This is a genomic window from Streptomyces shinuiensis, from assembly GCF_043660855.1.
Taxonomy (GTDB): domain Bacteria; phylum Actinomycetota; class Actinomycetes; order Streptomycetales; family Streptomycetaceae; genus Streptomyces.
Window position 1 is genome coordinate 2,275,352 of sequence record NZ_JBIHML010000001.1, and the last position, 22,087, is coordinate 2,297,438.

General features: G+C 74.0%; 16 protein-coding genes. 5 read left to right on the forward strand and 11 right to left on the reverse strand.

From position 1 onward, the window contains the following. Window positions 1-128 precede the first annotated feature (128 nt). Window positions 129-431 (forward strand): chorismate mutase, encoded by a 303-nt coding sequence (locus ACGRHY_RS10055; protein WP_394635051.1) that lies wholly within the window; start codon window positions 129-131, stop codon window positions 429-431. A gap of 343 nt (window positions 432-774) precedes the next feature. Here the strand turns inward: ACGRHY_RS10055 and ACGRHY_RS10060 are convergent, their stop codons facing one another. From ACGRHY_RS10060 to ACGRHY_RS10080, 5 genes are all read right to left on the reverse strand, one after another. After that, the gene (locus ACGRHY_RS10060) at window positions 775-2,637 is read right to left on the reverse strand and encodes a GMC family oxidoreductase N-terminal domain-containing protein (RefSeq protein ID WP_394635052.1); all 1,863 of its coding nucleotides are present in this window, start codon (window positions 2,635-2,637) and stop codon (window positions 775-777) included. A gap of 56 nt (window positions 2,638-2,693) precedes the next feature. Beyond that, entirely contained in the window at window positions 2,694-4,397 is a 1,704-nt protein-coding gene (locus ACGRHY_RS10065) for a succinic semialdehyde dehydrogenase (protein WP_394635053.1), read from the reverse strand. A 144-nt stretch (window positions 4,398-4,541) separates the two neighbouring features. Next, window positions 4,542-6,905, reverse strand: coding sequence for a serine/threonine kinase C-terminal domain-containing protein (locus ACGRHY_RS10070; protein ID WP_394635054.1), 2,364 nt, complete (start codon window positions 6,903-6,905; stop codon window positions 4,542-4,544). 141 nt (window positions 6,906-7,046) lie between these two features. Then, complete coding sequence (locus tag ACGRHY_RS10075; RefSeq protein WP_394635055.1) at window positions 7,047-8,894, reverse strand: serine/threonine-protein kinase; 1,848 nt, start codon at window positions 8,892-8,894, stop codon at window positions 7,047-7,049. Window positions 8,895-9,090: 196 nt separating this feature from the next. Beyond that, the gene (locus tag ACGRHY_RS10080; protein ID WP_394635056.1) at window positions 9,091-10,806 is read right to left on the reverse strand and encodes a glycerol-3-phosphate dehydrogenase/oxidase; all 1,716 of its coding nucleotides are present in this window, start codon (window positions 10,804-10,806) and stop codon (window positions 9,091-9,093) included. Window positions 10,807-11,020: 214 nt separating this feature from the next. Between ACGRHY_RS10080 and ACGRHY_RS10085 the strand changes: the two genes are divergently transcribed. Next, window positions 11,021-12,283 carry a nucleotide sugar dehydrogenase gene (locus tag ACGRHY_RS10085; protein ID WP_394635057.1) on the forward strand — a complete coding sequence of 421 codons (1,263 nt, stop codon included), beginning with the start codon at window positions 11,021-11,023 and terminating at the stop codon, window positions 12,281-12,283. Between the two features lie 127 nt (window positions 12,284-12,410). On the opposite strand, the gene ACGRHY_RS10090 is transcribed toward ACGRHY_RS10085, so the two are convergent. From ACGRHY_RS10090 to ACGRHY_RS10105, 4 genes are all read right to left on the reverse strand, one after another. Further along, window positions 12,411-13,520, reverse strand: coding sequence for a GuaB3 family IMP dehydrogenase-related protein (locus ACGRHY_RS10090; protein WP_394635058.1), 1,110 nt, complete (start codon window positions 13,518-13,520; stop codon window positions 12,411-12,413). A gap of 111 nt (window positions 13,521-13,631) precedes the next feature. Then, a complete protein-coding gene (gene guaB, locus ACGRHY_RS10095) occupies window positions 13,632-15,161 on the reverse strand; it encodes an IMP dehydrogenase (protein WP_394635059.1) in 1,530 nt (509 codons plus the stop codon). 133 nt (window positions 15,162-15,294) lie between these two features. Further along, window positions 15,295-15,891 (reverse strand): sigma-70 family RNA polymerase sigma factor, encoded by a 597-nt coding sequence (locus ACGRHY_RS10100; RefSeq protein WP_394635060.1) that lies wholly within the window; start codon window positions 15,889-15,891, stop codon window positions 15,295-15,297. 397 nt (window positions 15,892-16,288) lie between these two features. Next, window positions 16,289-16,900, reverse strand: a complete 612-nt coding sequence (locus ACGRHY_RS10105) for a response regulator transcription factor (protein ID WP_003948568.1) — start codon at window positions 16,898-16,900, stop codon at window positions 16,289-16,291. A 387-nt stretch (window positions 16,901-17,287) separates the two neighbouring features. Between ACGRHY_RS10105 and ACGRHY_RS10110 the strand changes: the two genes are divergently transcribed. Continuing rightward, window positions 17,288-17,593, forward strand: coding sequence for a WhiB family transcriptional regulator (locus tag ACGRHY_RS10110; protein ID WP_093660691.1), 306 nt, complete (start codon window positions 17,288-17,290; stop codon window positions 17,591-17,593). Between the two features lie 97 nt (window positions 17,594-17,690). Here ACGRHY_RS10110 and ACGRHY_RS10115 read toward each other — a convergent pair whose 3' ends face one another. Continuing rightward, entirely contained in the window at window positions 17,691-18,611 is a 921-nt protein-coding gene (locus ACGRHY_RS10115) for a LysR family transcriptional regulator (RefSeq protein ID WP_394635061.1), read from the reverse strand. An 80-nt stretch (window positions 18,612-18,691) separates the two neighbouring features. Here ACGRHY_RS10115 and ACGRHY_RS10120 point away from each other — a divergent pair, with 80 nt between their 5' ends. Beyond that, window positions 18,692-19,381, forward strand: a complete 690-nt coding sequence (locus tag ACGRHY_RS10120) for an MOSC domain-containing protein (RefSeq protein ID WP_394635062.1) — start codon at window positions 18,692-18,694, stop codon at window positions 19,379-19,381. A 47-nt stretch (window positions 19,382-19,428) separates the two neighbouring features. After that, window positions 19,429-20,199, forward strand: a complete 771-nt coding sequence (locus tag ACGRHY_RS10125; protein WP_394635063.1) for an SDR family NAD(P)-dependent oxidoreductase — start codon at window positions 19,429-19,431, stop codon at window positions 20,197-20,199. Window positions 20,200-20,382: 183 nt separating this feature from the next. On the opposite strand, the gene groL is transcribed toward ACGRHY_RS10125, so the two are convergent. Next, window positions 20,383-22,008, reverse strand: coding sequence for a chaperonin GroEL (gene groL / locus ACGRHY_RS10130; protein ID WP_394635064.1), 1,626 nt, complete (start codon window positions 22,006-22,008; stop codon window positions 20,383-20,385). Between the last annotated feature and the right edge of the window lie 79 nt (window positions 22,009-22,087).

The following is a 22,087-nucleotide window of genomic DNA, read 5'->3' on the forward strand; positions in this document are numbered from 1 at the left end:
GCACGCCGCGTGAACGACTGACGAGCGACTTCCCAGGCGCCCCGGGCCGGTCAAGGCCCGGGGCGCCTGCCGTGTCCCCGGGGCGCGACCGGCACTGGGCGCGACGACCCCAGGAGGGACGTACGGCCATGGCCACCACCACCCCCACCCCTGCCGCCACCGAAGCCGGAGCCGGAGCCGGAGCCGGAGCCGACGAGCGGATCGCGGAGGACCGCGAGCGGATCGACGAGCTGGACCGCCGGATCATCGCTCTGGTGCGGGAGCGCATGGATGTCTCCGCCCGCATCCAGCGGGCCCGGATCGGCGCGGGCGGGCGCCGGGTGAACCTCTCGCGCGAGATGGAGGTCCTCACCCGCTACCGCGAGCGGCTGGGCCGTCCGGGCACCTCCCTGGCCATGACCCTGCTGGAGCTGTGCCGCGGGCGCGTCTGACCCCACCGGAACCGTACTCCCGCCGGCGTCCCCCGCCCGCTCCACGCCTCCCCGGGGAACGACCACCCGTACGGCGCATTACCGCGGCGGGGCACGGTCGTTGGACCTGACGACCCCAGAGCCGGCCGGGCGCCCGGAGGCGTGGGGAGCGCATCGGAGCGATGAGACGCCGTCCTCCCCCGGGAGGTGAGGACCGGGCGTCGTGGGACCTCGCTCCGGTGCAGTGGCCGGACGGCAGGGGACAGCGGTCCGGCCACGACCCAGCGGTCGGTTCCCGGGACGCCGGGGACCGACCGCTCCGCGGTTCCGTCCCGGGCCGCGCTCCCTCCCCCCGCGCGTCCGCTCAGGCGTCGGCCGCCTCCGCCGTCTCCGCCTCCGGCGCCGTCCGCTTCGGCGGAACGGCCGGGACCGGCAGCACCGGCAGCACCGGCAGTTTCAGCGCCGCGAAAGCCTCCCCGGGCACCGCCGGGGCCCGGGGAGGCACCACGGGCACGCGTACGTAGTCGGTGCCCTGCTCGGGGCGCGGGTCGGTCTCGCCCTTGTTGGGCCACAGGGACATCGCCCGCTCCGCCTGGGCGGTGATGGTCAGCGACGGGTTGACGCCGAGGTTGGCGGAGACGGCCGAGCCGTCCACGACCGAGATGCCCGGGTGGCCGTAGAGCCGGTGGTAGGGGTCGATGACGCCGTCCCGCGGTGAGGCGCCGATCGGGCAGCCGCCCAGGAAGTGCGCGGTCAGCGGGGTGCCCATCAGCTCGCCGACGTTCGTCCCCGGAAAGCCGCCTATCTCCTCGGCGACGAGCCGTGCGGCCTCGGCGCCCTCGGGGATGTGGTCCGGGTTGGGCGCGCCGTGGCCCTGCTTCGCCGTCAGCAGGCCCTTGCCCAGCCCCTTGGGCTTGCGGTACGTGGTCAGGGAGTTGTCCAGGGACTGCATCACCAGACCGATGATCGTCCGTTCCGACCAGCGGTAGTTGGACAGCGCTCGCACTGCCTGCACGGGGTGGCGCAGGCAGTGCGCGAGGAAGGCCAGCGGCCTCGGCGCGCGGCCGTAGGGCACCTGGATGACGGAGAGGGCACCCATGGCGTTGGAGCCCTTGCCGTAGCGCACCGGCTCGATGTGGGTGTTGTCGTCGGGGTGGACGGAGGAGGTGATGGCCACCCCCCTGGTGAAGTCGAGCTCGGCGTCCGGCCCGTGCTTCCTGCGGTAGCGGCGCGGAGAGGTCATCGCGCCGACCAGGGCCTCGGAGTTGGTGCGGGTCAGCTCGCCCAGCCTCGGGGAGATGTGCGGCAGCAGGCCGGCGTCGCGCATCCGGTGCAGCAGCGTCTGGGTGCCGTAGGTACCGGCGGCGACCACCACCCTCTCCGCGCGCAGCACCGTACGCCGCCCCCGGCGCTTCCCGGTGCGCACCGTGGTCACCCTGAAGCCCCCGGCGCCGTCCTCGGTCACCTCGGTGACGGTGGTCATCGGGTGGATGACCGCGCCCGCCTTCTCGGCGAGGTACAGGTAGTTCTCGTTGAGGGTGTTCTTGGCTCCGTGCCGGCAGCCGGTCATGCACTCGCCGCACTCGGTGCACGCCCGGCGGGAGGGGCCCGCACCGCCGAAGTAGGGGTCGGGCACCTCCGCGCCCGGAGCGGCCTTGATCTCGCCCGCGGCGTCCTTGCCGTCGCCGAAGAAGACGCCCACCGGCGCCAGGTGGAAGGTGTCGCCCACGCCCATCTTCCCGGCCGCGGCCCTCAGGTGGACGTCCGACGGCGTCACCGTGGGGTTCAGCCGCACGCCCAGCATCCGCCTGGCCTGGTCGTAGTACGGCTTCAGCTCCTCCTGCCAGTCGGTGATGCGGCCCCACTGCCGGTCGGTGAAAAAGGCCGGCGGCGGCACGTAGAGGGTGTTGGCGTAGTTCAGCGAACCGCCGCCCACCCCGGCGCCGGCCAGGATCATCACCTTGTCCATCAGATGGATGCGCTGGATGCCGTACAGGCCCAGCGCCGGGGCCCACAGGTAGTTCCTCAGGTCCCAGGAGTTCCTCGGCAGCGTCCGGCGGGTGAAACGCCGCCCCGCCTCCAGCACCCCGACCCGGTAGCCCTTCTCCGTCAGCCGCAGCGCGGACACCGAACCGCCGAAACCGGAACCGACCACGATCACGTCGTAGTCGCACGGCTGCGGCGGGCCGGACGGCTGTGGCGCTGCTTCGTCCTGCGGTCGGGGCACGGGGACCTCCGGTGGTGCATATCGGTTCCGGGCGGAGAAGGCGGGAGGGAGTGGCGTCAGCGGAGGCGGAACGCCTTCATCGCGCGCAGGGCGGCGCTCATGAACGCCGCGTACCTCTCGTCGTCCATGCCGAGCGACGGGGCCATGGGCAGCAGCCGCTGGGTGGCGACGGTCTGCGCCTCGGTGTACTTGAGGATGCCCTCCGAGCCGTGCCGGCGGCCCACCCCGGACTCGCCCATGCCGCCCATCGGCGACTGGACGCTGCCGTACGCGGCGGCGTAGCCCTCGTTGACGTTCACCGTGCCGGTGCGCAGCCGGGCCGCGATCCCGCGGCCCCGGCGGGTGTTCTTCGTCCATACGCTGGAGTTGAGGCCGTAGGGGGTGGCGTTGGCCAGCGCGACCGCCTCGTCCTCGTCGGTGAAGCGGTAGACGGAGACGACGGGGCCGAAGGTCTCCTCGCCGCAGACGGCCATGGGGGCGGTGACGCCCTCCAGGACGGTCGGCTCGTAGAACAGCGGGCCTACGTCGGGGCGTGCCCTGCCGCCGGCCAGGACCTTCGCGCCCTTGGCGACGGCGTCGTCCACGTGCCGCACCACGTTCTCCAGCTGCCGCTCCGAGACGAGCGATCCCATGTCGGCGCCGTAGGCCAGCGCCGAGCCCAGGCGCAGCGCCCCGGTGCGGGCGGTGAACCGCTCCAGGAAGGCGTCGGCGACCGAGTCGTGGACGTAGAGCCGCTCGATGGAGATGCACAGCTGCCCGGCCGAGGAGAACGCGGCCCGTACCGCGCCCTCGGCCGCCCTGTCGAGGTCGGCGTCCTCCAGCACCAGCATGGCGTTCTTGCCGCCCAGTTCCAGGGAGGTCCCCACCAGGCGGAACGCGGCCCGCTGGGCGACCTCGCGGCCGGTGCGGGTGGAGCCGGTGAAGGAGACGTAGTCGGCGTGGTCGACGACGGCCGGGCCGACGACCGGCCCCTCGCCGATCACGATCTGCCAGACGCCGGCGGGCAGCCCGGCCTCGATCAGCAGATCGCGTGCCCACAGGGCGGTCAGGGCGGTCTCGGTGTCGGGCTTCATGACGACGGCGTTGCCCGCGGCGAAGGCGGGCAGCGCGTCGCCGACCGACAGCTCCAGCGGGTAGTTCCACGGGGCGATCTGCCCGACCACGCCCTTGGGGTGGCGCAGCTCCCGCACCCCGGTGAGCACCGGGATGGCACCGGTGTGGTTGCGGGGGCGCAGGTACGCCCGGGCCCTGCGGCCGTAGTGGCGGGCGGCGACGGCGACCGCCTGCACCTCCTCGTGGGCGTGCAGCCGCGCCTTGCCGGTCTCGAGCTGGACCAGGTCCAGCGCCTCCGACTGGCGGGAGAGCAGCAGGTCGTGGAAGCGCAGCAGGACGGCCGCGCGTTCGCGCACCGGCCGCGCCGCCCACGACCGCTGCGCCTCGCGGGCCCGGGCGTAGGCCTCGGCGACGTCCGCGGGGGTGGATTCGGGCAGGTCGGCCAGCTTCTCGCCGGTGAAGGGGGTGTGGCACGCGGTGCGGCCGCTGCCCGCCAGACCACGGGTCAGCCGGGCGACCAGCTCGCCGGTCACCACGTCGGCGGCGGTACGGGCGGCGGCGGGTGCGGTGGCGACCGGGTTGCCGGCCGTCGTGGGTGCCGCGGGGGCTGCGGGAGCTGCGGTGACCGCGGGAGCAGCGGGGGCGCCGGGGCCGGTGCCCGTCGTCCGCGCCGTCCCGGTGGCGGCGGTGCCTGGCGAATCCGTCATACCGGGGAGGGTACGGCGTGGGAAACCTCCTGTGTACCCGGCGGTAACCATTTTTCACGGAATCCGCCAGTGAACACTGGCACGGATCGCACGCGCACACGGGCGGCGGCCCGGGAAGCGGGCGGGCGCCCGTACGGGCTCGGCTCAGCCGGTGGCGCGGTAGGTGTCGGCGATCGTGTCGAAGACGCGGTCGATGTCGTCCTTCCGGCTCTCCGGCCCCCTGACCAGCACCGAGTGGTAGCGTCCGTCGACGATGACCGCCCGGTCGCACATGTAGGTGCTGTCCGCGCCCCCGCGCCAGCTGAACCGGCCTTCGGCCATCACCGTCCGGCCCACCTGTATCCGCCGCATCCCGGAGTTGGTCGCCCAGTCCGCGGCGCGGTACGCGTCCAGCTCCCGCTGGTCGTCGGTGAGGTACGCCATCGCGTCCGAACCGTACTCCTCGGTGGTGTCCCGGCCGGGCACCACGACGATCTCCAGGTCCCCGTGCGTGAAGACCGTCCGCCCCCGGCCGTCCGGCCCCGCCCGCCGAGCGTCCTCGGGGAGCGCGATCCGGAAGTCGGCCGCGTCCTTGTGCAGCACATAGCCGTCGAGTCCCTCCACCGAATCGCCGGCCTGCGGCCGCTCCGTGCCGGGCGCCCCCGAGTCCTCAGGCCCGCCCGGCTCCCCGGCCCCGGCCTCCCGCGGCGGGGCCTCCTGCACCGGCCGCTCCGGCTGCGCGCCCACGCTGCCGGGCCGCTGGTCGGCACTGTTTCCGGAGGAGCCGGCGCCGCCCTCGGGCATGTACACGGCCGCGTACACCAGCGTCCCGGTCAGCAGCAGGAGGACCAGCCCGACCAGGACCATGCCCAGCCGGCGCGGGGACCTCTGCTTCCGGGCGCGCCGGTGCCGGGCGTGGGCGGCCACCGGGGACCGCTCCGCCCGCTTCCTGCGCACCAGCTCGCCCCGGCGCCTTATGATCGGCAGCCGCCTGGGGTCGGCGGGCCGGCCGGCCTCCAGCGAAAGGGGCGCGGTGACCGTGTGCAGCCCGACCTCGGGCTCGGGCGCGGAGCGGATCAGGGAGCGCAGCCAGCCGCCCAGCTCCTCGAAGTCCGGCCGCTCGGTCGGGTCCTGGCGCAGCAGCGACTCCACGACGGGCCGCAGCGCACCGCACTCCTCGGCGAACGCGGGCGGCTCGGCGCACACCATCTGCACCAGCTCGGCCACCGACTCCTCGGGGTAGGGGGCGTGTCCCTGAACGGCCCGGAACAGCAGCGCGCCCAGACCCCACAGATCGGCCGCCGGGCCGACCGGCGGGGCCAGCCGCCAGTTCTCGTAGACGGGCCCGGCCTGCTCGGGGGCCCAGCGCTCGGTGACGGCGCCGACGATCGCCGTCCTGGTCTGGCGGGCGCGCTCGGCGGCGAGCGCGGTGGTGGGACCGCGGTAGCGGTCGCCGTCCTCCTCGCCCCAGCTCCGCGCGGGCGGCGTCCGTTCGCCGTGCGGCTCCTCGCCGTACGCCTCGCCGCCGTACGGAGGCGAGGCACCGGGGGGTACCGGGCTCAGGTCCCCGGCCTGCCGGCCGGCCTCGTCCCTGCGCGCCTCGACCTCGGCCCGGGCGGCGGCGGCACGTGCCCCGGCCCGGTAGGCGGCGATGGCGCCGCTGCGCGCGGCGCGTTCGGCGGCCGGGCCGCGCTCCGGGTGCCCGCCGCCGTCGTGGGACGCGTAGGGGCCGCGCGCCCCGTACTCCCGCGCCCCCGGGCCCTCGTCGGCGCCGGGGCCGGCCATCTGGCGGGGCACTCCGCCCGCCGCCGGGCCCTGGTCCGCCCCCCGGTAGCCGGGCGGCAGCCCGGGGACACCGCCGTCCCCGCCCCACCGGGCCCCGGGTACGTCGTCGGCATGGCCGTCCGCGGAGCCGTCCACATGACCGCGCGGCAGCACGCTCGGCGGCGCCGGGAGAGGGTCGTACCCGCACAGGGCCTCCTCCGCCGCGCCGGCGGCCAGCCCGGTGAGCACGGCACGGCCGTCGTCGCAGACGAGGACGGTGCGGGGGGTGATGTTGCGGTGGACCCAGCCGTGCGCGTGGACCGCGCGCAGGGCCGTGAGCAGGTCGGCGGCCAGCTCCGCCGCCCGGTGGGGGCTCAGCGGGCGCTCGGCGAGCAGGGCGGCCAGCGGCCGGGCCGCGACCAGTTCGCTGACGATCCACAGCCCGTCGCCCTCGACGAAGACGTCGAAGACCTGGTCGAGCCGCGGGTGGTCGGGTATGCGGGAGGCGGCCAGCGCCGCCTCCACCGCGCGCCGCACGGCGGGATCGGCCGGACGCCGCGTGGCACGGCCGGTGTGGGCGTGCCCGTGGCCGCCACCGCCGACGAACTCGGCCTCGACGACCTCCGGCAGCGGCACCTGGCGGACCAGCACCTCCTGCCCGCTGGCCGTGTCGTACGCGCGGGACTCCACCAGCTCGTACTCATCGGACGGCGGACGCGGCAAGCGGTACCGCTCGGCCAGCAGCCGACCCGAGTACTCGTCCACGGCGCCCTCCCCACACGGCCTGATGCCCTACGGTCCGTCAAGACCCTTTCCCACCGGCCGGATCACGGACGCACAGGGTCTGCGTACTATCACGATACGTGCCGGGACGGCCTCGCGTCGCCCGCCGGCCGGTTGTCCGTCTCAGTCCCGGGGGCGGAACGTCCGGAACGCGGTCTTCAGGACCGTGCGGCACTTCTCGCCGTCCCACTTGTCCGCCTCGCAGGTGATCATGATGGCGTAGCCGTGGGTGCCGTCGACCCGGAAGCCGCGGTTGAGGACGCGCACCCGCTTGCCGCTCTCCACGCGCTCGAACGTCCAGTCCGCGACGGTCGGGTAGTCCCGCCACTTCACGGGCTTGATGCCGACCAGGGAGTAGCCGGTGCTGCTGCCGCGCACCGCGGGCTCGAGGGAGCGCCAGGCGCCCGCCGCGCTGTCCCCGGGGCTGCCGTTGAAGTCGACCTGGACCCTGGGGTAGCCACCGCCGCGCGGAGCGTACTTGCCGCCGGAGTTCCGGCCCGCTATCCCGGCGCGCTCGTAGCCCTCGGGCATGGCCATCGAGAAGTGGAACCGGTCGTCGGTGACCGTCTCGAAGCCCTCGGGCGGTTCCTCGCCGGTCTCGCCGCCCTCCCGCTCCTCCCGGCCGTCCTCGTCGGCGGAGGGCTCGGCGGAGGGCCCGTCCGACCCGCCGTCCTTGCCGTCCTGCCCGGCGGTCGGGGCCGCGGACCGGCCGGATCCGGCCCCGGCCTCCTCGTCGTCGCCGGCGAGCGCGACCACCAGGACGGTGCCGAGCAGGGCCAGCACCACCACGGCGACCACCGCGAGCCCGGCGGGCTGCCGTGCCATACGGGCCGCGCGGGCCACACCGGCCGGGGCGGCGGTGGTGACCGCGGTACCGCCGCCGGCCGCCTGGGGGCCGCCCGCGGCGTCCTTCCCGCCGGTCCCCTCCCCGGTCTCCTTCCCGGTCTCCCTCTCCGCGCCACGCCCGGCCGGGGCGGCTGCCGGGGCGGCGCGTACGGACCGCGGCGCCTCGCGCAGCCGCTCACCGCCCGTGCCGGCCGGGCCGGACTCGCCGGCGCCGGTCACCGGGAGCACGGTCGCACGGGTGCCCTCCGGCTCCTCCTTCTCCCCGCCCCCGGCTCCGGCCCGCGGCCCGCGGGCCGCGCGCTCCAGCAGCACCCGCACGCCCGGCTCGTCCAGCCGCTCTTCCGCGTCCTTGTCCAGCAGGCCGTGGATGACCGCCTTCAGGGCCCCGGCGCGCTTGGGCGGCTCCAGAGGCTCGGTCATCACCGCGGTCAGGGTGGCGATCGCCGAACCCTTGTCGTACGGCGGGTGGCCCTCCACCGCCGCGTACAGCAGCCCGCCCAGCGACCACAGGTCGGACGGCGGGCCGGGGCGCTGACCGCGCGCCCGCTCCGGCGCTATGTAGGAGGGCGCGCCGACCAGCATGCCGGTGGAGGTGAGGGAGGGGTCGCCCTCGATCTGGGCGATGCCGAAGTCCGTGAGGACCACCCGGCCGTCCTCGTCGGCGATCAGGACGTTGGAGGGCTTCACGTCACGGTGCAGGATGCCCTCGCGGTGCGCGGCGCGCAGCACGTCGAGGATCGCCAGGCCCACCTCGGCCGCCCGCCGCGGCTCCAGCGGACCGTCCTCGCGCAGCACGTCGGCCAGGGAGCGGCCGTCGATCAGCTCCATGACGATCCAGGGGCGGTCGTCCTCGTCGACCACGTCGTAGACGGTGACGGCGCTGCTGCTGCGGATGCGCGCGATGGCCTTGGCCTCGCGCAGCGTACGGGTGATCAGCCGGCGCTTCTCCTCCTCGTCGATGCTGGAGGGGAAGCGCAGCTCCTTCACCGCGACGGTACGGCCCAGGACCTCGTCCTCGGCCCGCCAAACGGTGCCCATTCCGCCGCGGCCCAGGACGTCGCCCAGCCGGTAACGCCCGCCCAGCAGCCGTCCGGCCTTCTTGCCGCGGCCGTCCACGTCGCTCATGCGTCCCCTCACACTCAGCCCGCCCCAGCAGTGGCCCCATTCTCCCCCACGGGGCGGACAGCGGTGCACGCGGCCGGGGACACACAACCGGAACGGCGGTGCGCGGGAACGGGGCTGACGCCCCGGCATTCTCGCCGCACCCGCACACCAAACGCGCACCAAACGCCGGTGACGGGCCGTCACGGCGGCCGGACCGTCACAGCGGCTGGAGCGGCACGATGTCCGGCGCGCCCAGGCGTGCGGCGTCGGCGGTCTGGTCGTCGGGCTGGCGCTGGGACTCCCGCTCGGCCTCGACCCGCTTGTGGTAGTGCTCCACCTCTCGGTCGATCTGGCCGGCGTCCCAGCCGAGCACCGGCGCCATCAGCTCGGCGCACTCCCGCGCGCTGCGCGTGCCCCGGTCGAAGGTCTCGATGGAGATGCGGGTACGACGGGTGAGGACGTCGTCCAGGTGGCGCGCGCCCTCGTGTGTGCAGGCGTACACCACCTCCGCCCTGAGGTAGTCGTCCGCGCACGGCAGCGGCTCGCCCAGGCTCGGATCGGCGGCGATCAGCTCCAGCACCTCGTCGGTCAGCGAGCCGTACCGGCCCAGCAGGTGCTCCACGCGCGCCACGTGCAGGCCGGTGCGGGCGGCGAGGCGGGCGCGGGCGTTCCACATCGCGTGGTAGCCCTCGGCGCCGACCAGCGGCACCTCCTCCGTGGTGCACTCGGCGACGCGGTGGTCGAGCCCGTGGACGGCCTCGTCGACCGCGTCCTTGGCCATCACCCGGTACGTCGTGTACTTGCCGCCCGCGACGACCACCAGGCCCGGCACCGGGTGGGCGACGGTGTGTTCGCGCGAGAGCTTGCTGGTGGCGTCCGACTCCCCGGCCAGCAGCGGGCGCAGTCCGGCGTACACGCCCTCCACGTCGTCGCGTGTGAGCGGCACGGCCAGCACCGAGTTGACGTGGTCGAGCAGGTAGTCGATGTCGGCGCTGGAGGCCGCCGGGTGGGCCTTGTCCAGGTCCCATCCGGTGTCGGTGGTGCCGATGATCCAGTGCCGCCCCCAGGGGATGACGAACAGCACGCTCTTCTCGGTGCGCAGGATCAGCCCGGTGGTGGAGTGGATGCGGTCGCGGGGCACCACCAGGTGGATGCCCTTGGAGGCGCGGACGTGGAACTGTCCGCGTTCGGCGGTCAGCCGCTGGGTGTCGTCGGTCCACACGCCGGTGGCGTTGACGACCTGCCTGGCCCGGATCTCGTACTCGCCGCCCTGTTCCAGGTCCTCCACCCGGGCGCCGACCACGCGCTCGCCCTCGCGCAGGAAGCCCACCACGCGGGCCCGGTTGGCGGCGTGGGCGCCGTAGGCGGCGGCGGTGCGCACCAGGGCGGCGACGTAGCGGGCGTCGTCCATCTGCGCGTCGTAGTACTGCAGGGCGCCCACCAGCGCGTCCTTGCGCAGGGCGGGCGCCACCCGAAGGGCCTGGCGGCGCGTCAGGTGCCGGTGGTGGGGCAGGCCGCGGCTGCGTCCCGAGGCCGTGGCGAGCACGTCGTACAGCGCCACCCCGGAGCCCGCGTACAGCCGCTCCCAGCCCCGGTGCCGCAGCGGATAGAGGAAGGGGACGGGCCTGACCAGGTGGGGGGCGATCCGCTGGAGCAGCAGCCCGCGCTCCTTGAGCGCCTCGCGCACCAGCGCGAAGTCCAGCATCTCCAGATAGCGCAGCCCGCCGTGGACGAGTTTGCTGGAACGGCTGGAGGTGCCCGAGGCCCAGTCGCGCGCCTCGACGATGCCCGTCGACAGGCCGCGGGTCACCGCGTCCAGGACGGTGCCGGCGCCGACCACCCCGCCGCCGACGACCAGTATGTCCAGTTCGCGCTCCGACATGCGGGCGAGCGCCTCGGCCCGCTCGGCCGGTCCCAGTGCCGCTGTCCTCACCACTGCCTCCCTGATACGCCGGTGCCCCGGCCGATTGCCCGTCCGTACCTGCCCTGGTCCCTACCCGTTCGTCCGCCGATCCCACGACTCCGACCCGGGCGGACACCGCTCCGCACGCAATCCACCATATCTGTCATATATGCGCTTAACCTGACATCGCCCCACAAGCCAGCCAACCCCACGAGTCCGCCGACGGGGGAAGGGACGCCGCCTCATGCCCGCAGATCTCGCCGTCCTCGGTCTGGGTCATCTGGGTCTTCCCGCGGCCCAGGCCGCCACGGCCGCCGGTATCCGCACCATCGGCTACGACCCCGACGAGCACGCCGTGCGCGAGCTGGGCGCGGGGCGCCCGCCGGCGGGCGGCGGGCTGTCGGCGGCCGAGGTGCGCCGGATGGCCTCGGCCGGCTTCCGCGCCACCTCGGACCCGTCCGTGCTGGGCCGGGTCCGCACCGCCCTGATCTGCGCCCCCACCCCGCAGGGCGAGGGCCGCGCCCCGGACCTGGGTGCGGTACGGGCGGCGGCGCTCACGCTCGGCGAGCGGCTGCGCCCGCGGACAACGGTGGTGGTGGAGTCCGCCGTCCGTCCCGGCGGCACCGAGGAGTACGTCGCCCCGCTGCTGGAGAAGGCCTCGGGGCTGCGTGCCGGGTACGACTTCCACCTCGCCTGTGCCCCCTCCCGCCTCGACCCCGGCAACCGCTCCCACGGCTACGCCAACACCCCGAGGGTGATCGGCGGACTGACCCCGGCCTGCACGGAGGCCGCCGCCGCCTTCTACGGGCGGCTGGTGGAGAAGGTGGTGCGGGCCCGCGGCCTGCGGGAGGCCGAGACCACGGCGGTGCTGGAGACCAACTTCCGGCATGTGAACATCGCCCTGGTCAACGAGATGGCCGTGCTCTGCCACGACCTCGGCGTGGACCTGTGGGACGTGATCCGCTGCGCGGAGACCAAGCCGTTCGGCTTCCACGCCTTCCGGCCGGGCCCGGGCGTGGGCGGCCACGGCGTCCCCGTCGACCCGGCCTGCCTGGACCGCGCGGGGCGCACCCCGGGCTATCCGCTGCGCCTGGTCGAGGTCGCCCAGGAGGCCAACGCCCGGATGCCGCGCTACGTGGCCCAGCGAGCGGCGACCCTGCTCAACGAGCACGGCAAGTCGGCCCGCGGCGCCCGCGTCCTGCTGCTGGGCGTCACCTACAAGCCCGACCTGGCCGACCGGACCGGCTCCCCCGCCCCCGAGGTCGCCCTGCGGCTGATGGAGCTGGGGGCGCAGATCGGCTACCACGACCCGCATGTGCCGCAGTGGCGGGTGGCGGGCCGTCCCGTCCCGCGCGCCGACTCCCTCTACGAGGCCGCCGCCGCGGCCGACCTCACCCTGCTCCTCCAGCACCACCGCGTCTACGACCTGCAGAGCCTGTCGGCCAAGGCCCAGCTCCTGCTGGACACCCGCGGCGCCAGCCCGACGGGGGCGGCCCACCGGCTGTGACGCGAGCGCCCGCCGCGGCCGGTGCGCACACGCGAAAGGGGCCGGGCCCGGTGGTGCGTCCACCGGGCCCGGCCCCTTCGCCGCATGGGTTCCGCCACATGGGTTCCGCCGTACGGGCCGCCCGCGCTCAGCGGGAGACCGTGACCTCCACGCGCTGGAACTCCTTGAGCTCCGAGTAGCCCGTGGTGGCCATGGCCCGGCGCAGGGCGCCGAAGAAGTTCATGTGGCCCTCGGGGCTGTGCGAGGGGCCGAGCAGGATCTCCTCGGTGGTGCCGACCGTGCCGAGGTTGACGCGCCTGCCGCGCGGCACGTCCTCGTGGACGGCCTCCATGCCCCAGTGGTGCCCGTGACCGGGCGCGTCGGTGGCGCGGGCCAGCGGGGAGCCCATCATCACCGCGTCCGCGCCGCAGGCGACGGCCTTGGGCAGGTCGCCGGACCAGCCCACGCCGCCGTCGGCGATGACGTGGACGTACCGGCCGCCGGACTCGTCCAGGTAGTCGCGGCGGGCCGCCGCCACGTCGGCGACGGCGGTGGCCATGGGCACCTGGATGCCCAGCACGTTGCGGGTGGTGTGCGCGGCGCCGCCGCCGAAGCCGACGAGCACGCCCGCCGCGCCGGTGCGCATCAGGTGCAGCGCGGCGGTGTACGTGGCGCAGCCGCCGACGATGACGGGGACGTCGAGCTCGTAGATGAACTGCTTGAGGTTGAGCGGTTCGGCCGCCGAGGAGACGTGCTCGGCGGAGACGGTGGTGCCGCGGATGACGAAGATGTCCACACCCGCGTCCACGACCGCCTTGGAGAACTGCGCGGTGCGCTGCGGCGACAGCGCGGCGGCCGTCACCACGCCGGAGTCGCGCACCTCCTTGATCCGCCGCCCGATCAGCTCCTCCTGGACGGGGGCGGAGTAGATCTCCTGGAGCCGGCGGGTGGCCGCGGTCTCGTCCAGCTCGGCGATCTCGTGGAGCAGCGGCTCGGGGTCCTCGTAACGCGTCCACAGGCCTTCGAGGTTGAGCACCCCCAGGCCGCCCAGCTCGCCGATGCGGATCGCGGTGCTCGGCGAGACGACCGAGTCCATCGGGGCGGCCAGGAACGGCAGCTCGAAGCGGTAGGCGTCGATCTGCCAGGCGATCGAGACCTCCTTCGGGTCCCGCGTGCGGCGACTGGGCACCACCGCGATGTCGTCGAAGGCGTACGCCCGCCTCCCGCGCTTGCCGCGGCCGATCTCGATCTCAGTCACGTGCTGTGCCCTTCCTACGGTCTACGCCCCCAGTATCCCCGAGCGGGGCACCGGGGGCACCGGGCCGGTCACGGCCCGGGCGGGCCGTGACCGGTACCGTTCGGTTCCGTCTCAGCGCCGGGAGTAGTTCGGCGCCTCGGTCGTCATCTGGACGTCATGCGGGTGGCTCTCCTTGAGCCCGGCCGCGGTGATGCGCACGAAGCGCCCCCTGGCCTTCAGCTCCGGCACCGTCCGGCCGCCGACGTAGAACATCGACTGCCGCAGACCGCCGACGAGCTGGTGCACCACCGCGCCCAGCGGACCGCGGTAGGGGACCTGGCCCTCGACGCCCTCGGGGACGAGCTTGTCGTCGGCGGCGACCGCCTCCTGGAAGTAGCGGTCCTTGGAGTAGGACTTGGCCTGGCCGCGCGACTGCATCGCGCCCAGCGAGCCCATGCCGCGGTAGGACTTGAACTGCTTGCCGTTGATGAACAGCAGCTCGCCCGGCGACTCCTCGCAGCCCGCCAGCAGACTGCCGAGCATCACGGTGTCGGCGCCGGCGACCAGGGCCTTGGCGATGTCGCCGCTGTACTGGAGCCCGCCGTCGCCGATGACCGGGACGCCGCTCTCCCGCGCGGCGAGCGCGGCCTCGTAGATCGCGGTGACCTGCGGGACCCCGATGCCGGCGACGACACGGGTGGTGCAGATCGAGCCCGGCCCGACGCCGACCTTGACGCCGTCGGCCCCGGAGTCGACCAGCGCCCGGGCGCCGTCGCGGGTGGCGACGTTGCCGCCGACCACGTCGACCGGGGAGTTGGACTTGATCTTGGCGACCATCTCGCCGACCAGCTTCGAGTGCCCGTGCGCGGTGTCCACGACGATGAAGTCGGCGCCCGCCTCGATCAGCGCCTGGGCCCGCTCGAACGCGTCGCCGGCCACGCCGACCGCCGCGCCGACGATGAGACGGCCCTCGGCGTCCTTGGCGGCGTGCGGGTACTTCTCCGCCTTGACGAAGTCCTTGACGGTGATCAGGCCCTTGAGCACACCCTCGCCGTCGACCAGCGGCAGCTTCTCGATCTTGTGGCGGCGCAGCAGCTCCATGGCGTCCGCGCGCGAGACGCCCACCCCGCCGGTGACCAGCGGCATCGGCGTCATGACCTCGCGGACCTCGCGGCTGCGGTCGGTCTCGAAGGCCATGTCGCGGTTGGTGACGATGCCCAGCAGCCTGCCGGAGGCGTCGGTGACCGGCACGCCGCTGATGCGGAAGCGGCCGCACAGCTCGTCGGCCTCGCGCAGGGTGGCGTCGGGGCGGATGGTGATCGGGTCGGTGACCATGCCGGACTCCGACCGCTTGACCTGGTCGACCTGGTCGGCCTGGTCCTCGATCGAGAGGTTTCGGTGCAGCACGCCGACACCGCCCTGCCGGGCCATGGCGATCGCCATGCGGGCCTCGGTGACCTTGTCCATCGCCGCCGAGATCAGCGGGACGTTCACCTTCACGTTGCGCGAGACGTACGAGGAGGTGTCGATGTCCTGCGGGGCCATGTCCGACTCGCCCGGCAGCAGCAGCACGTCGTCGTAGGTCAGCCCGAGTGCGGCGAACTTCGCGGGAACCTCGCTGGCACTGCCGGCGCTGCCCGCACTGCCGACGCTGTCCGTCATGACGCCTTCCATGGCACCTTCCCCAATACTCTTGCCCGGCGCGGACGTCCATGCTAACGGGCCCGGAAGGGGCCCCGTACCGCCGCGGGTCCGCCGCCGGACCGCTCGCCGGATGGCCGTGACCGGCCCGGGATCACTGCTCCGCGAGGGCGCGCAGCCGCGACAGGGCTCGATGCTGGGCAACGCGCACGGCCCCCGGGGACATTCCGAGCATCTGCCCGGTCTCCTCTGCGGTGAGCCCGACCGCCACCCGCAGCAGCACCAGTTCGCGCTGGTGCTCGGGAAGGTTGGCCAGCAGCTTCCTCGCCCACTCCGCGTCGCTGCTCAGCAGGGCCCGCTCCTCCGGGCCGAGCGAGTCGTCGGGCCGCTCGGGCATCTCGTCCGAGGGCACCGCCGTACTGCCCGGTCCGCGCATGGCGGCCCGCTGGAGATCGGCGACCTTGTGCTGGGCGATGGCGACCACGAACGCCTCGAAGGGCTTGCCGGTGTCGCGGTAGCGCGGCAGCGCGCACAGCACCGCCAGGCAGACCTCCTGCGCCAGGTCGTCCACGAAGTGCCGGGCGTCTCCGGGCAGCCGGGTCAGCCGTGTCCTGCAGTACCGCAGGGCGAGGGGGTGGACACGGGCGAGGAGGTCGTGGGTGGCCCGCTCGTCGCCCTCCACCGCGCGCTGGACGAGGGCACCGATCTCACCGCGGCCGTCGGCCGGGGATGGCGTCTCGTCGTCACGCATCGGTCCATGGTGCACCCGGCGCGGTCGTTCCGCCGCACCCCGTCCGTGGTTGTGCACTGAAGCGTTATGGGCAGGGGCACTCGCTGTCACGTCCCGCGCCCTCCCCTCACGCCTGGCCGTCACGTCCCCGAGGAACTCCATACATCCAGGATGCGGCACGCCGGAGATTACGGCACCGGACCGTCGCCGGGAGGCCCCGCCTCCCCGGTGCTCCGGGACCGACGGGGCGTCCTCGGGGCACACGGCGCCCACCGCGAACGCGGTACGCACGGCGTGTGCGGCCGGCCGCGGGCGGGGGAGCGCGGCGGCTCCACCGCTCCGGTGCCGTCGGGTGTCCGCGGCCCGGAGGACGACCGGACCGGCGGACGGACTCTCGGCGGGACTGCTCCCACCGGGGCTAGCGGACGAGGCCCCAGCGGAAGCCGAGCGCCACGGCGTGCGCCCGGTCGGAGGCGCCGAGCTTCTTGAACAGCCGCCGCGCATGGGTCTTCACCGTGTCCTCGGACAGGAACAGCTCGCGTCCGATCTCGGCGTTGGAGCGGCCGTGGCTCATGCCCTCCAGCACCTGGATCTCGCGGGCGGTGAGCGTCGGCGCGGCGCCCATCTCGGCCGAGCGCAGCCGCCTCGGCGCGAGCCGCCAGGTGGGGTCGGCCAGCGCCTGGGTGACCGTGGCCCGCAGCTCGGCGCGCGAGGCGTCCTTGTGCAGATAGCCGCGGGCGCCGGCGGCGACGGCGAGCGCGACGCCGTCCAGGTCCTCCGCCACGGTCAGCATGATGATGCGGGCGCCGGGGTCGGCCGACAGCAGGCGCCGTACGGTCTCGACACCGCCCAGGCCGGGCATCCGGACGTCCATGAGGATGAGGTCGGACCGGTCGGCGCCCCAGCGGCGGAGGACTTCCTCGCCGTTGGCCGCCGTCGTCACACGTTCCACGCCGGGCACGGTCGCGACCGCGCGGCGCAGCGCCTCTCGGGCAAGCGGGGAGTCGTCGCAGACGAGGACGGAAGTCATGATCGCCCTCCGCAGCTCATGCGCATCACCTTAGGCCTCCAGGGCTGGTACGAATCGTCACCTGTGCGGTTGACCGCCCCGGACATCCGTCCGGCACTTGTCTGTGTCAACCGCCTCCGCACACTCAACGACGGTCACCCGAAAGAGTTACGGTCTTCGGCGCCCGCTTTCAACACCCTACGTGATGGCGCCGACACGGAGAGGGTATCCCGCGCAGATCAGCAGCCGTGTCGTCATTTGCCCTGTTTGGCGGGTTTTCTTTTTATTACTCGCGTATGTCCCGAAAATCTCGAAGATGCATATTTACATCTACTCATACCGTGGATGTACGGTCGTGACTGTTCTCGACTGGTTCACCAGCATCAGTTCGCTTCGAGAGGACAAGCCATGGCAGATTTCTCCCGCCTTCCGGGTCCCAACGCCGATCTGTGGGACTGGCAGCTGCTGGCCGCCTGTCGAGGAGTCGACAGCTCGCTGTTCTTCCACCCCGAAGGGGAGCGCGGAGCGGCCCGCAGCGCACGCGAGGCGTCCGCGAAGGAGGTGTGCATGCGCTGCCCGGTCCGGGCGGAGTGCGCCGCCCACGCACTCACCGTGCGTGAGCCGTACGGGGTGTGGGGCGGACTGACCGAGGACGAGCGCGAGGAACTCATGGGCCGGGCCCGCACCAGGCTGGTCGGCGCGGCCGGGGCATAGCACCGCTTCCCGCGCGCCCTCCGGGTGCTCCCCCGGCGCCCGGCGGGCCCGGACGCCGGACACGCGCGGGTGCCGGACGGGCCGGACGCGGTCCGCGTCAGCGGCGGGCCGCCTCCGACAGCCGGTCCAGCATGGCGGCGACCGCCGGCACCCGGGCGAGGTCCGGCAGTGTCAGCGCCGCCACCTCGCGCCGCACCCGCGGGCTGATGCCCACGGTCCGCACGCCCCGGGGCCGTACCGACTCCACCGCGAGCCCGGGCAGCACGGCCACACCCAGCCCCGCCCCCACCAGCCCCACCACGGCCGGGTAGTCGTCGGTGGCGAAGTCGATCCGCGGGGTGAAGCCCGCCCTCTCGCACACCTCCACCAGATGGCCGCGGCAGCGCGGACAGCCCGCGATCCAGGACTCCCCGGCCAGTTCCACCAGCCCGACGTCCTCCCCCGCCTCCGCCGCCCGCGCCAGACGGTGGTCCTCGGGGACCAGCCCCACCAGCCGCTCGGTCAGCAGCGGCCGCACCACCAGCTCCCCCCACTCCGGATCGCCCTCCACCGGCCCGGCGGCGTCCGGGTAGCGGTAGGCGAGGGCGATGTCGCACTCGCCCTCGCGGAGGGCCTCCACCGAGCGCGGCGGCTGCGCCTCGACCAGCGACACCCGGGCCCCGGGATACTCCGCGCGCATCGCGGCGACGGCCGCGGGCACGATCGCGGAGCTGGCGCTGGGGAAGGACACCAGCCGGACCCGGCCCGCACGCAGCCCGGCGATGGCGGCCACCTCCTCCTCGGCGGCGGCCAGCCCGGCAAGGATCCCCGCCGCGTGCCGGACCAGCGCCTCACCGGCCTCGGTGAGGCGCGTCTCACGGCCGGCGCGCACCAGCAGCGCAGTGCCCGCGGTCTGCTCCAGGGCCTTCATCTGCTGGCTGACGGCGGGCTGCGTGCAGCCCAGCGCGCGGGCGGCGGCCGAGAGCGAACCGGTACGGGCCACCGCGCGCAGCACACGGAGATGGCGTGCCTCGATCACTCCCCCACCATAAGCGGCCCTTGGCGCGCGGAACCGGTATCCGTTCGCGTCCTTGAGGGTGTCCTTCTACCCTGCGCGGCATGCGGCTTCTCTCCGTGAACCTCGCCCGCCCCCGCTCCGTCGGCTACACCAGCGCCCCGGGCGGCCTCACCGGCATCGACAAGCGCCCGGCAGACGGCCCGGTCGCCGTGGCCGCCCCCGGCTCCGGCGGCGGCAGCGGACTCGCCGGGGACGTCATCGGCGACCCGCTCTTCCACGGCGGCGACGACCAGGCGGTGTACGCCTTCGCCCGGGAGGACCTGGACGGCTGGGAGGAGGTACTCGGCCACGGACTGCCGAACGGGGTCTTCGGCGAGAACCTCACCACCGCCGGCGCCGACGTCAACGGGGCGCTGATCGGCGAGCGCTGGCGGATCGGGCCGGACGTGGTGCTGGAGGTCTCCTGCGCCCGCACTCCCTGCCGCACCTTCGCCGGCCGGCTGGGGGAGGCGGGGATCCTGCCGTCGGAGCGGGGGAGAGGGTGGATGAAGGCGTTCACCCGGGCCGCCGCGCCCGGGGCGTACCTGCGGGTGGCCGAGCCCGGCGAGATCCGCGCCGGGGACCGGATCGAGATCCTGCACCGGCCCGGCCACGGGGTGACCGTCTCCCTCCTCTTCCGCGCCCTGACCACCGAGCGTGCGCTGCTCCCCCGCGTCCTGGCCGCCGGCGACGCGCTGGCCGCCGCCGCGCGCCGGGAGGCGCTGGAGTACACCGCGAAGTACGCCTCCTGACGCATCCGGCACGCGGTCCGCCGGTCCCGGCCGGATAGCGTGCCCGTATGACGACTGCACTGATCACAGGGGCCACTGCCGGTATCGGCGCCGCCTTCGCCCGGCGGCTGGCACGCGACGGGCACAACGTGGTGCTGGTCGCCAGGGACACCGAGCGACTGCGGCGGCACGCCACCGAACTGCACGACCGGCACGGCGTCGAGGCGTCCATAATCACCGCCGACCTGGCCACCGACGAGGGCATCGCGGCGGTCGAGGAGCGGCTCGGCGACCGGAAGCACCCGGTGGACCTGCTGGTCAACAACGCCGGTTTCGGCAACAGGGGCCGCTATCTGGAGGTGCCGATGGCGGACGAGCTGCGCATGCTCAAGGTGCACTGCGAGGCCGTGCTGCGGCTGACCTCGGCCGCCGCGGAGAGCATGCGCGAGCGGGGCCGCGGCGGCGTCGTCAACGTGGCCTCGGTGGCGGCCTTCGTGCCGCGCGGCACCTACGGCGCCTCCAAGGCGTGGGTCGTGCAGTTCACCCAGGGGGCGGCGCGGGACCTGGGGCCGGCGGGGGTGAGGCTGATGGCGCTGTGCCCGGGGTTCGTGCGCACCGAGTTCCACCGGCGCGCGGGGATGTCGGCGCAGAGCGTGCCGGGCTGGATGTGGCTGAACGCCGACCGGGTGGTGGACGCGGCCCTGGAGGACCTGGCCAGGGGGAAGACGCTGTCCGTCCCGGATCCGCGCTACAAGGCTCTGCTGGGCCTGGCCCGGCTGGCGCCGCGCGGTCTGGTCTCGCGCGCCTCCTCCACCACCGGGCGCTTCAGCCCCAGGTGAGGGACGCACCGCCGCCCTTACGGCCGCCCCCGCCCGCCCGCTCCCACCGCGATCTCCCGTCCGCCGTCCCCGCGCCCCGTCCCCGCGCGGAGACGCGACGAGGCCCGGCTCCCCGGTGCACCTGGTGCACACGGGGAGCCGGGCCTCGTCGTACCGGCGGGCCGTACCGCGGGAGCCCGTGCCTCAGTGGGCGTGGCCGTGACCGCCCGCGGCGGCCTCCGGCTCCTCCTCGGCCGGCTTCTCGACGACCAGGGTCTCGGTCGTCAGCAGCAGCGACGCGATGGAGGCGGCGTTCTCCAGGGCGGAGCGGGTGACCTTGACCGGGTCGATGACGCCGGCCTTGACCAGGTCGACGTACTCGCCGTTCGCGGCGTTGAAGCCGTGGCCCTTCTCCATCTCGGCGACCTTGGAGGTGATGACGTAGCCCTCCAGGCCGGCGTTCTCGGCGATCCAGCGCATCGGCTCGACCAGGGCCCGGCGGACGACCGCGACGCCGGTGGCCTCGTCGCCGTCCTTGCCCAGGCTGTCGTCCAGCACCTTGGAGGCGTGGACCAGCGCGGAACCGCCACCGGAGACGATGCCCTCCTCGACCGCGGCGCGGGTCGCGGAGATGGCGTCCTCCAGACGGTGCTTCTTCTCCTTGAGCTCGACCTCGGTGGCCGCGCCCACGCGGATCACGCACACGCCGCCGGCCAGCTTCGCGAGGCGCTCCTGGAGCTTCTCGCGGTCCCAGTCGGAGTCGGTGGTCTCGATCTCGGCCTTGATCTGCGCGACGCGGGCCTGCACGTCCTCGCCCTTGCCGCCGCCGTCGACGATGGTGGTGTCGTCCTTGGTGACGGTCACCCGGCGGGCGGTGCCCAGCACGTCCAGACCGGCCTGGTCGAGCTTGAGGCCGACCTCCTCGGCGATGACGGTGGCGCCGGTCAGCGTCGCCATGTCGCCGAGCATCGCCTTGCGGCGGTCGCCGAAGCCCGGGGCCTTGACGGCCACCGCGTTGAAGGTGCCGCGGATCTTGTTGACCACCAGGGTGGACAGGGCCTCGCCCTCGACGTCCTCGGCGATGATCAGCAGCGGCTTGGAGCTGTTGGTCTGGATGATCTTCTCCAGCAGGGGCAGCAGATCCTGGATGGAGGAGATCTTGCCCTGGTGGATCAGGATGTAGGGGTCGTCGAGGACGGCCTCCATGCGCTCCTGGTCGGTGACCATGTAGGGCGACAGGTAGCCCTTGTCGAAGGCCATGCCCTCGGTGAAGTCCAGCTCCAGACCGAAGGTGTTGGACTCCTCGACGGTGATGACGCCGTCCTTGCCGACCTTGTCCATCGCCTCGGCGATCAGCTCGCCGACCTGCTTGTCCTGGGCGGACAGCGCGGCCACGGCGGCGATGTCGGACTTCTCGTCGATCGGACGGGCGGTGGCGTGCAGGTCGTCGGAGACGGCCTTGACCGCGGCGTCGATGCCCTTCTTCAGAGCGGCCGGGGAGGCGCCGGCGGCGACGTTGCGCAGGCCCTCGCGGACCAGCGCCTGGGCCAGCACGGTGGCGGTGGTGGTGCCGTCACCCGCGATGTCGTTGGTCTTGGTCGCCACCTCCTTCACGAGCTGGGCGCCCAGGTTCTCGTACGGGTCCTCGACCTCGACCTCGCGGGCGATGGTGACGCCGTCGTTGGTGATGGTCGGGGCGCCGAACTTCTTGTCGATGACGACGTTGCGGCCCTTGGGGCCGATCGTCACCTTCACGGTGTCGGCGAGCTTGTTGACACCGCGCTCGAGGGCGCGACGGGCGTCCTCGTCGAACTTCAGGATCTTCGCCATGGTTGCTTGGGTCCTCTCGGAGTCCTCGTCAAAGGAACCGCGCCCCGGCCCCGGACGTCTCGGACGCGGGTACCAGGGC

Bases quoted from the DNA above. Each gene is read 5' to 3' on its own strand.
- ACGRHY_RS10110 (WP_093660691.1), top strand. From the start codon at position 17,288: ATGGCAGATTTCTCCCGCCTTCCGGGTCCCAACGCCGATCTGTGGGAC.
- ACGRHY_RS10105 (WP_003948568.1), bottom strand. From the start codon at position 16,900: ATGACTTCCGTCCTCGTCTGCGACGACTCCCCGCTTGCCCGAGAGGCG.
- guaB (WP_394635059.1), bottom strand. From the start codon at position 15,161: ATGACGGACAGCGTCGGCAGTGCGGGCAGCGCCGGCAGTGCCAGCGAG.
- ACGRHY_RS10065 (WP_394635053.1), bottom strand. From the start codon at position 4,397: ATGACGGATTCGCCAGGCACCGCCGCCACCGGGACGGCGCGGACGACG.
- ACGRHY_RS10120 (WP_394635062.1), top strand. From the start codon at position 18,692: ATGCGGCTTCTCTCCGTGAACCTCGCCCGCCCCCGCTCCGTCGGCTAC.
- ACGRHY_RS10055 (WP_394635051.1), top strand. From the start codon at position 129: ATGGCCACCACCACCCCCACCCCTGCCGCCACCGAAGCCGGAGCCGGA.
- ACGRHY_RS10085 (WP_394635057.1), top strand. From the start codon at position 11,021: ATGCCCGCAGATCTCGCCGTCCTCGGTCTGGGTCATCTGGGTCTTCCC.
- ACGRHY_RS10125 (WP_394635063.1), top strand. From the start codon at position 19,429: ATGACGACTGCACTGATCACAGGGGCCACTGCCGGTATCGGCGCCGCC.
- ACGRHY_RS10100 (WP_394635060.1), bottom strand. From the start codon at position 15,891: ATGCGTGACGACGAGACGCCATCCCCGGCCGACGGCCGCGGTGAGATC.
- ACGRHY_RS10075 (WP_394635055.1), bottom strand. From the start codon at position 8,894: ATGAGCGACGTGGACGGCCGCGGCAAGAAGGCCGGACGGCTGCTGGGC.
- groL (WP_394635064.1), bottom strand. From the start codon at position 22,008: ATGGCGAAGATCCTGAAGTTCGACGAGGACGCCCGTCGCGCCCTCGAG.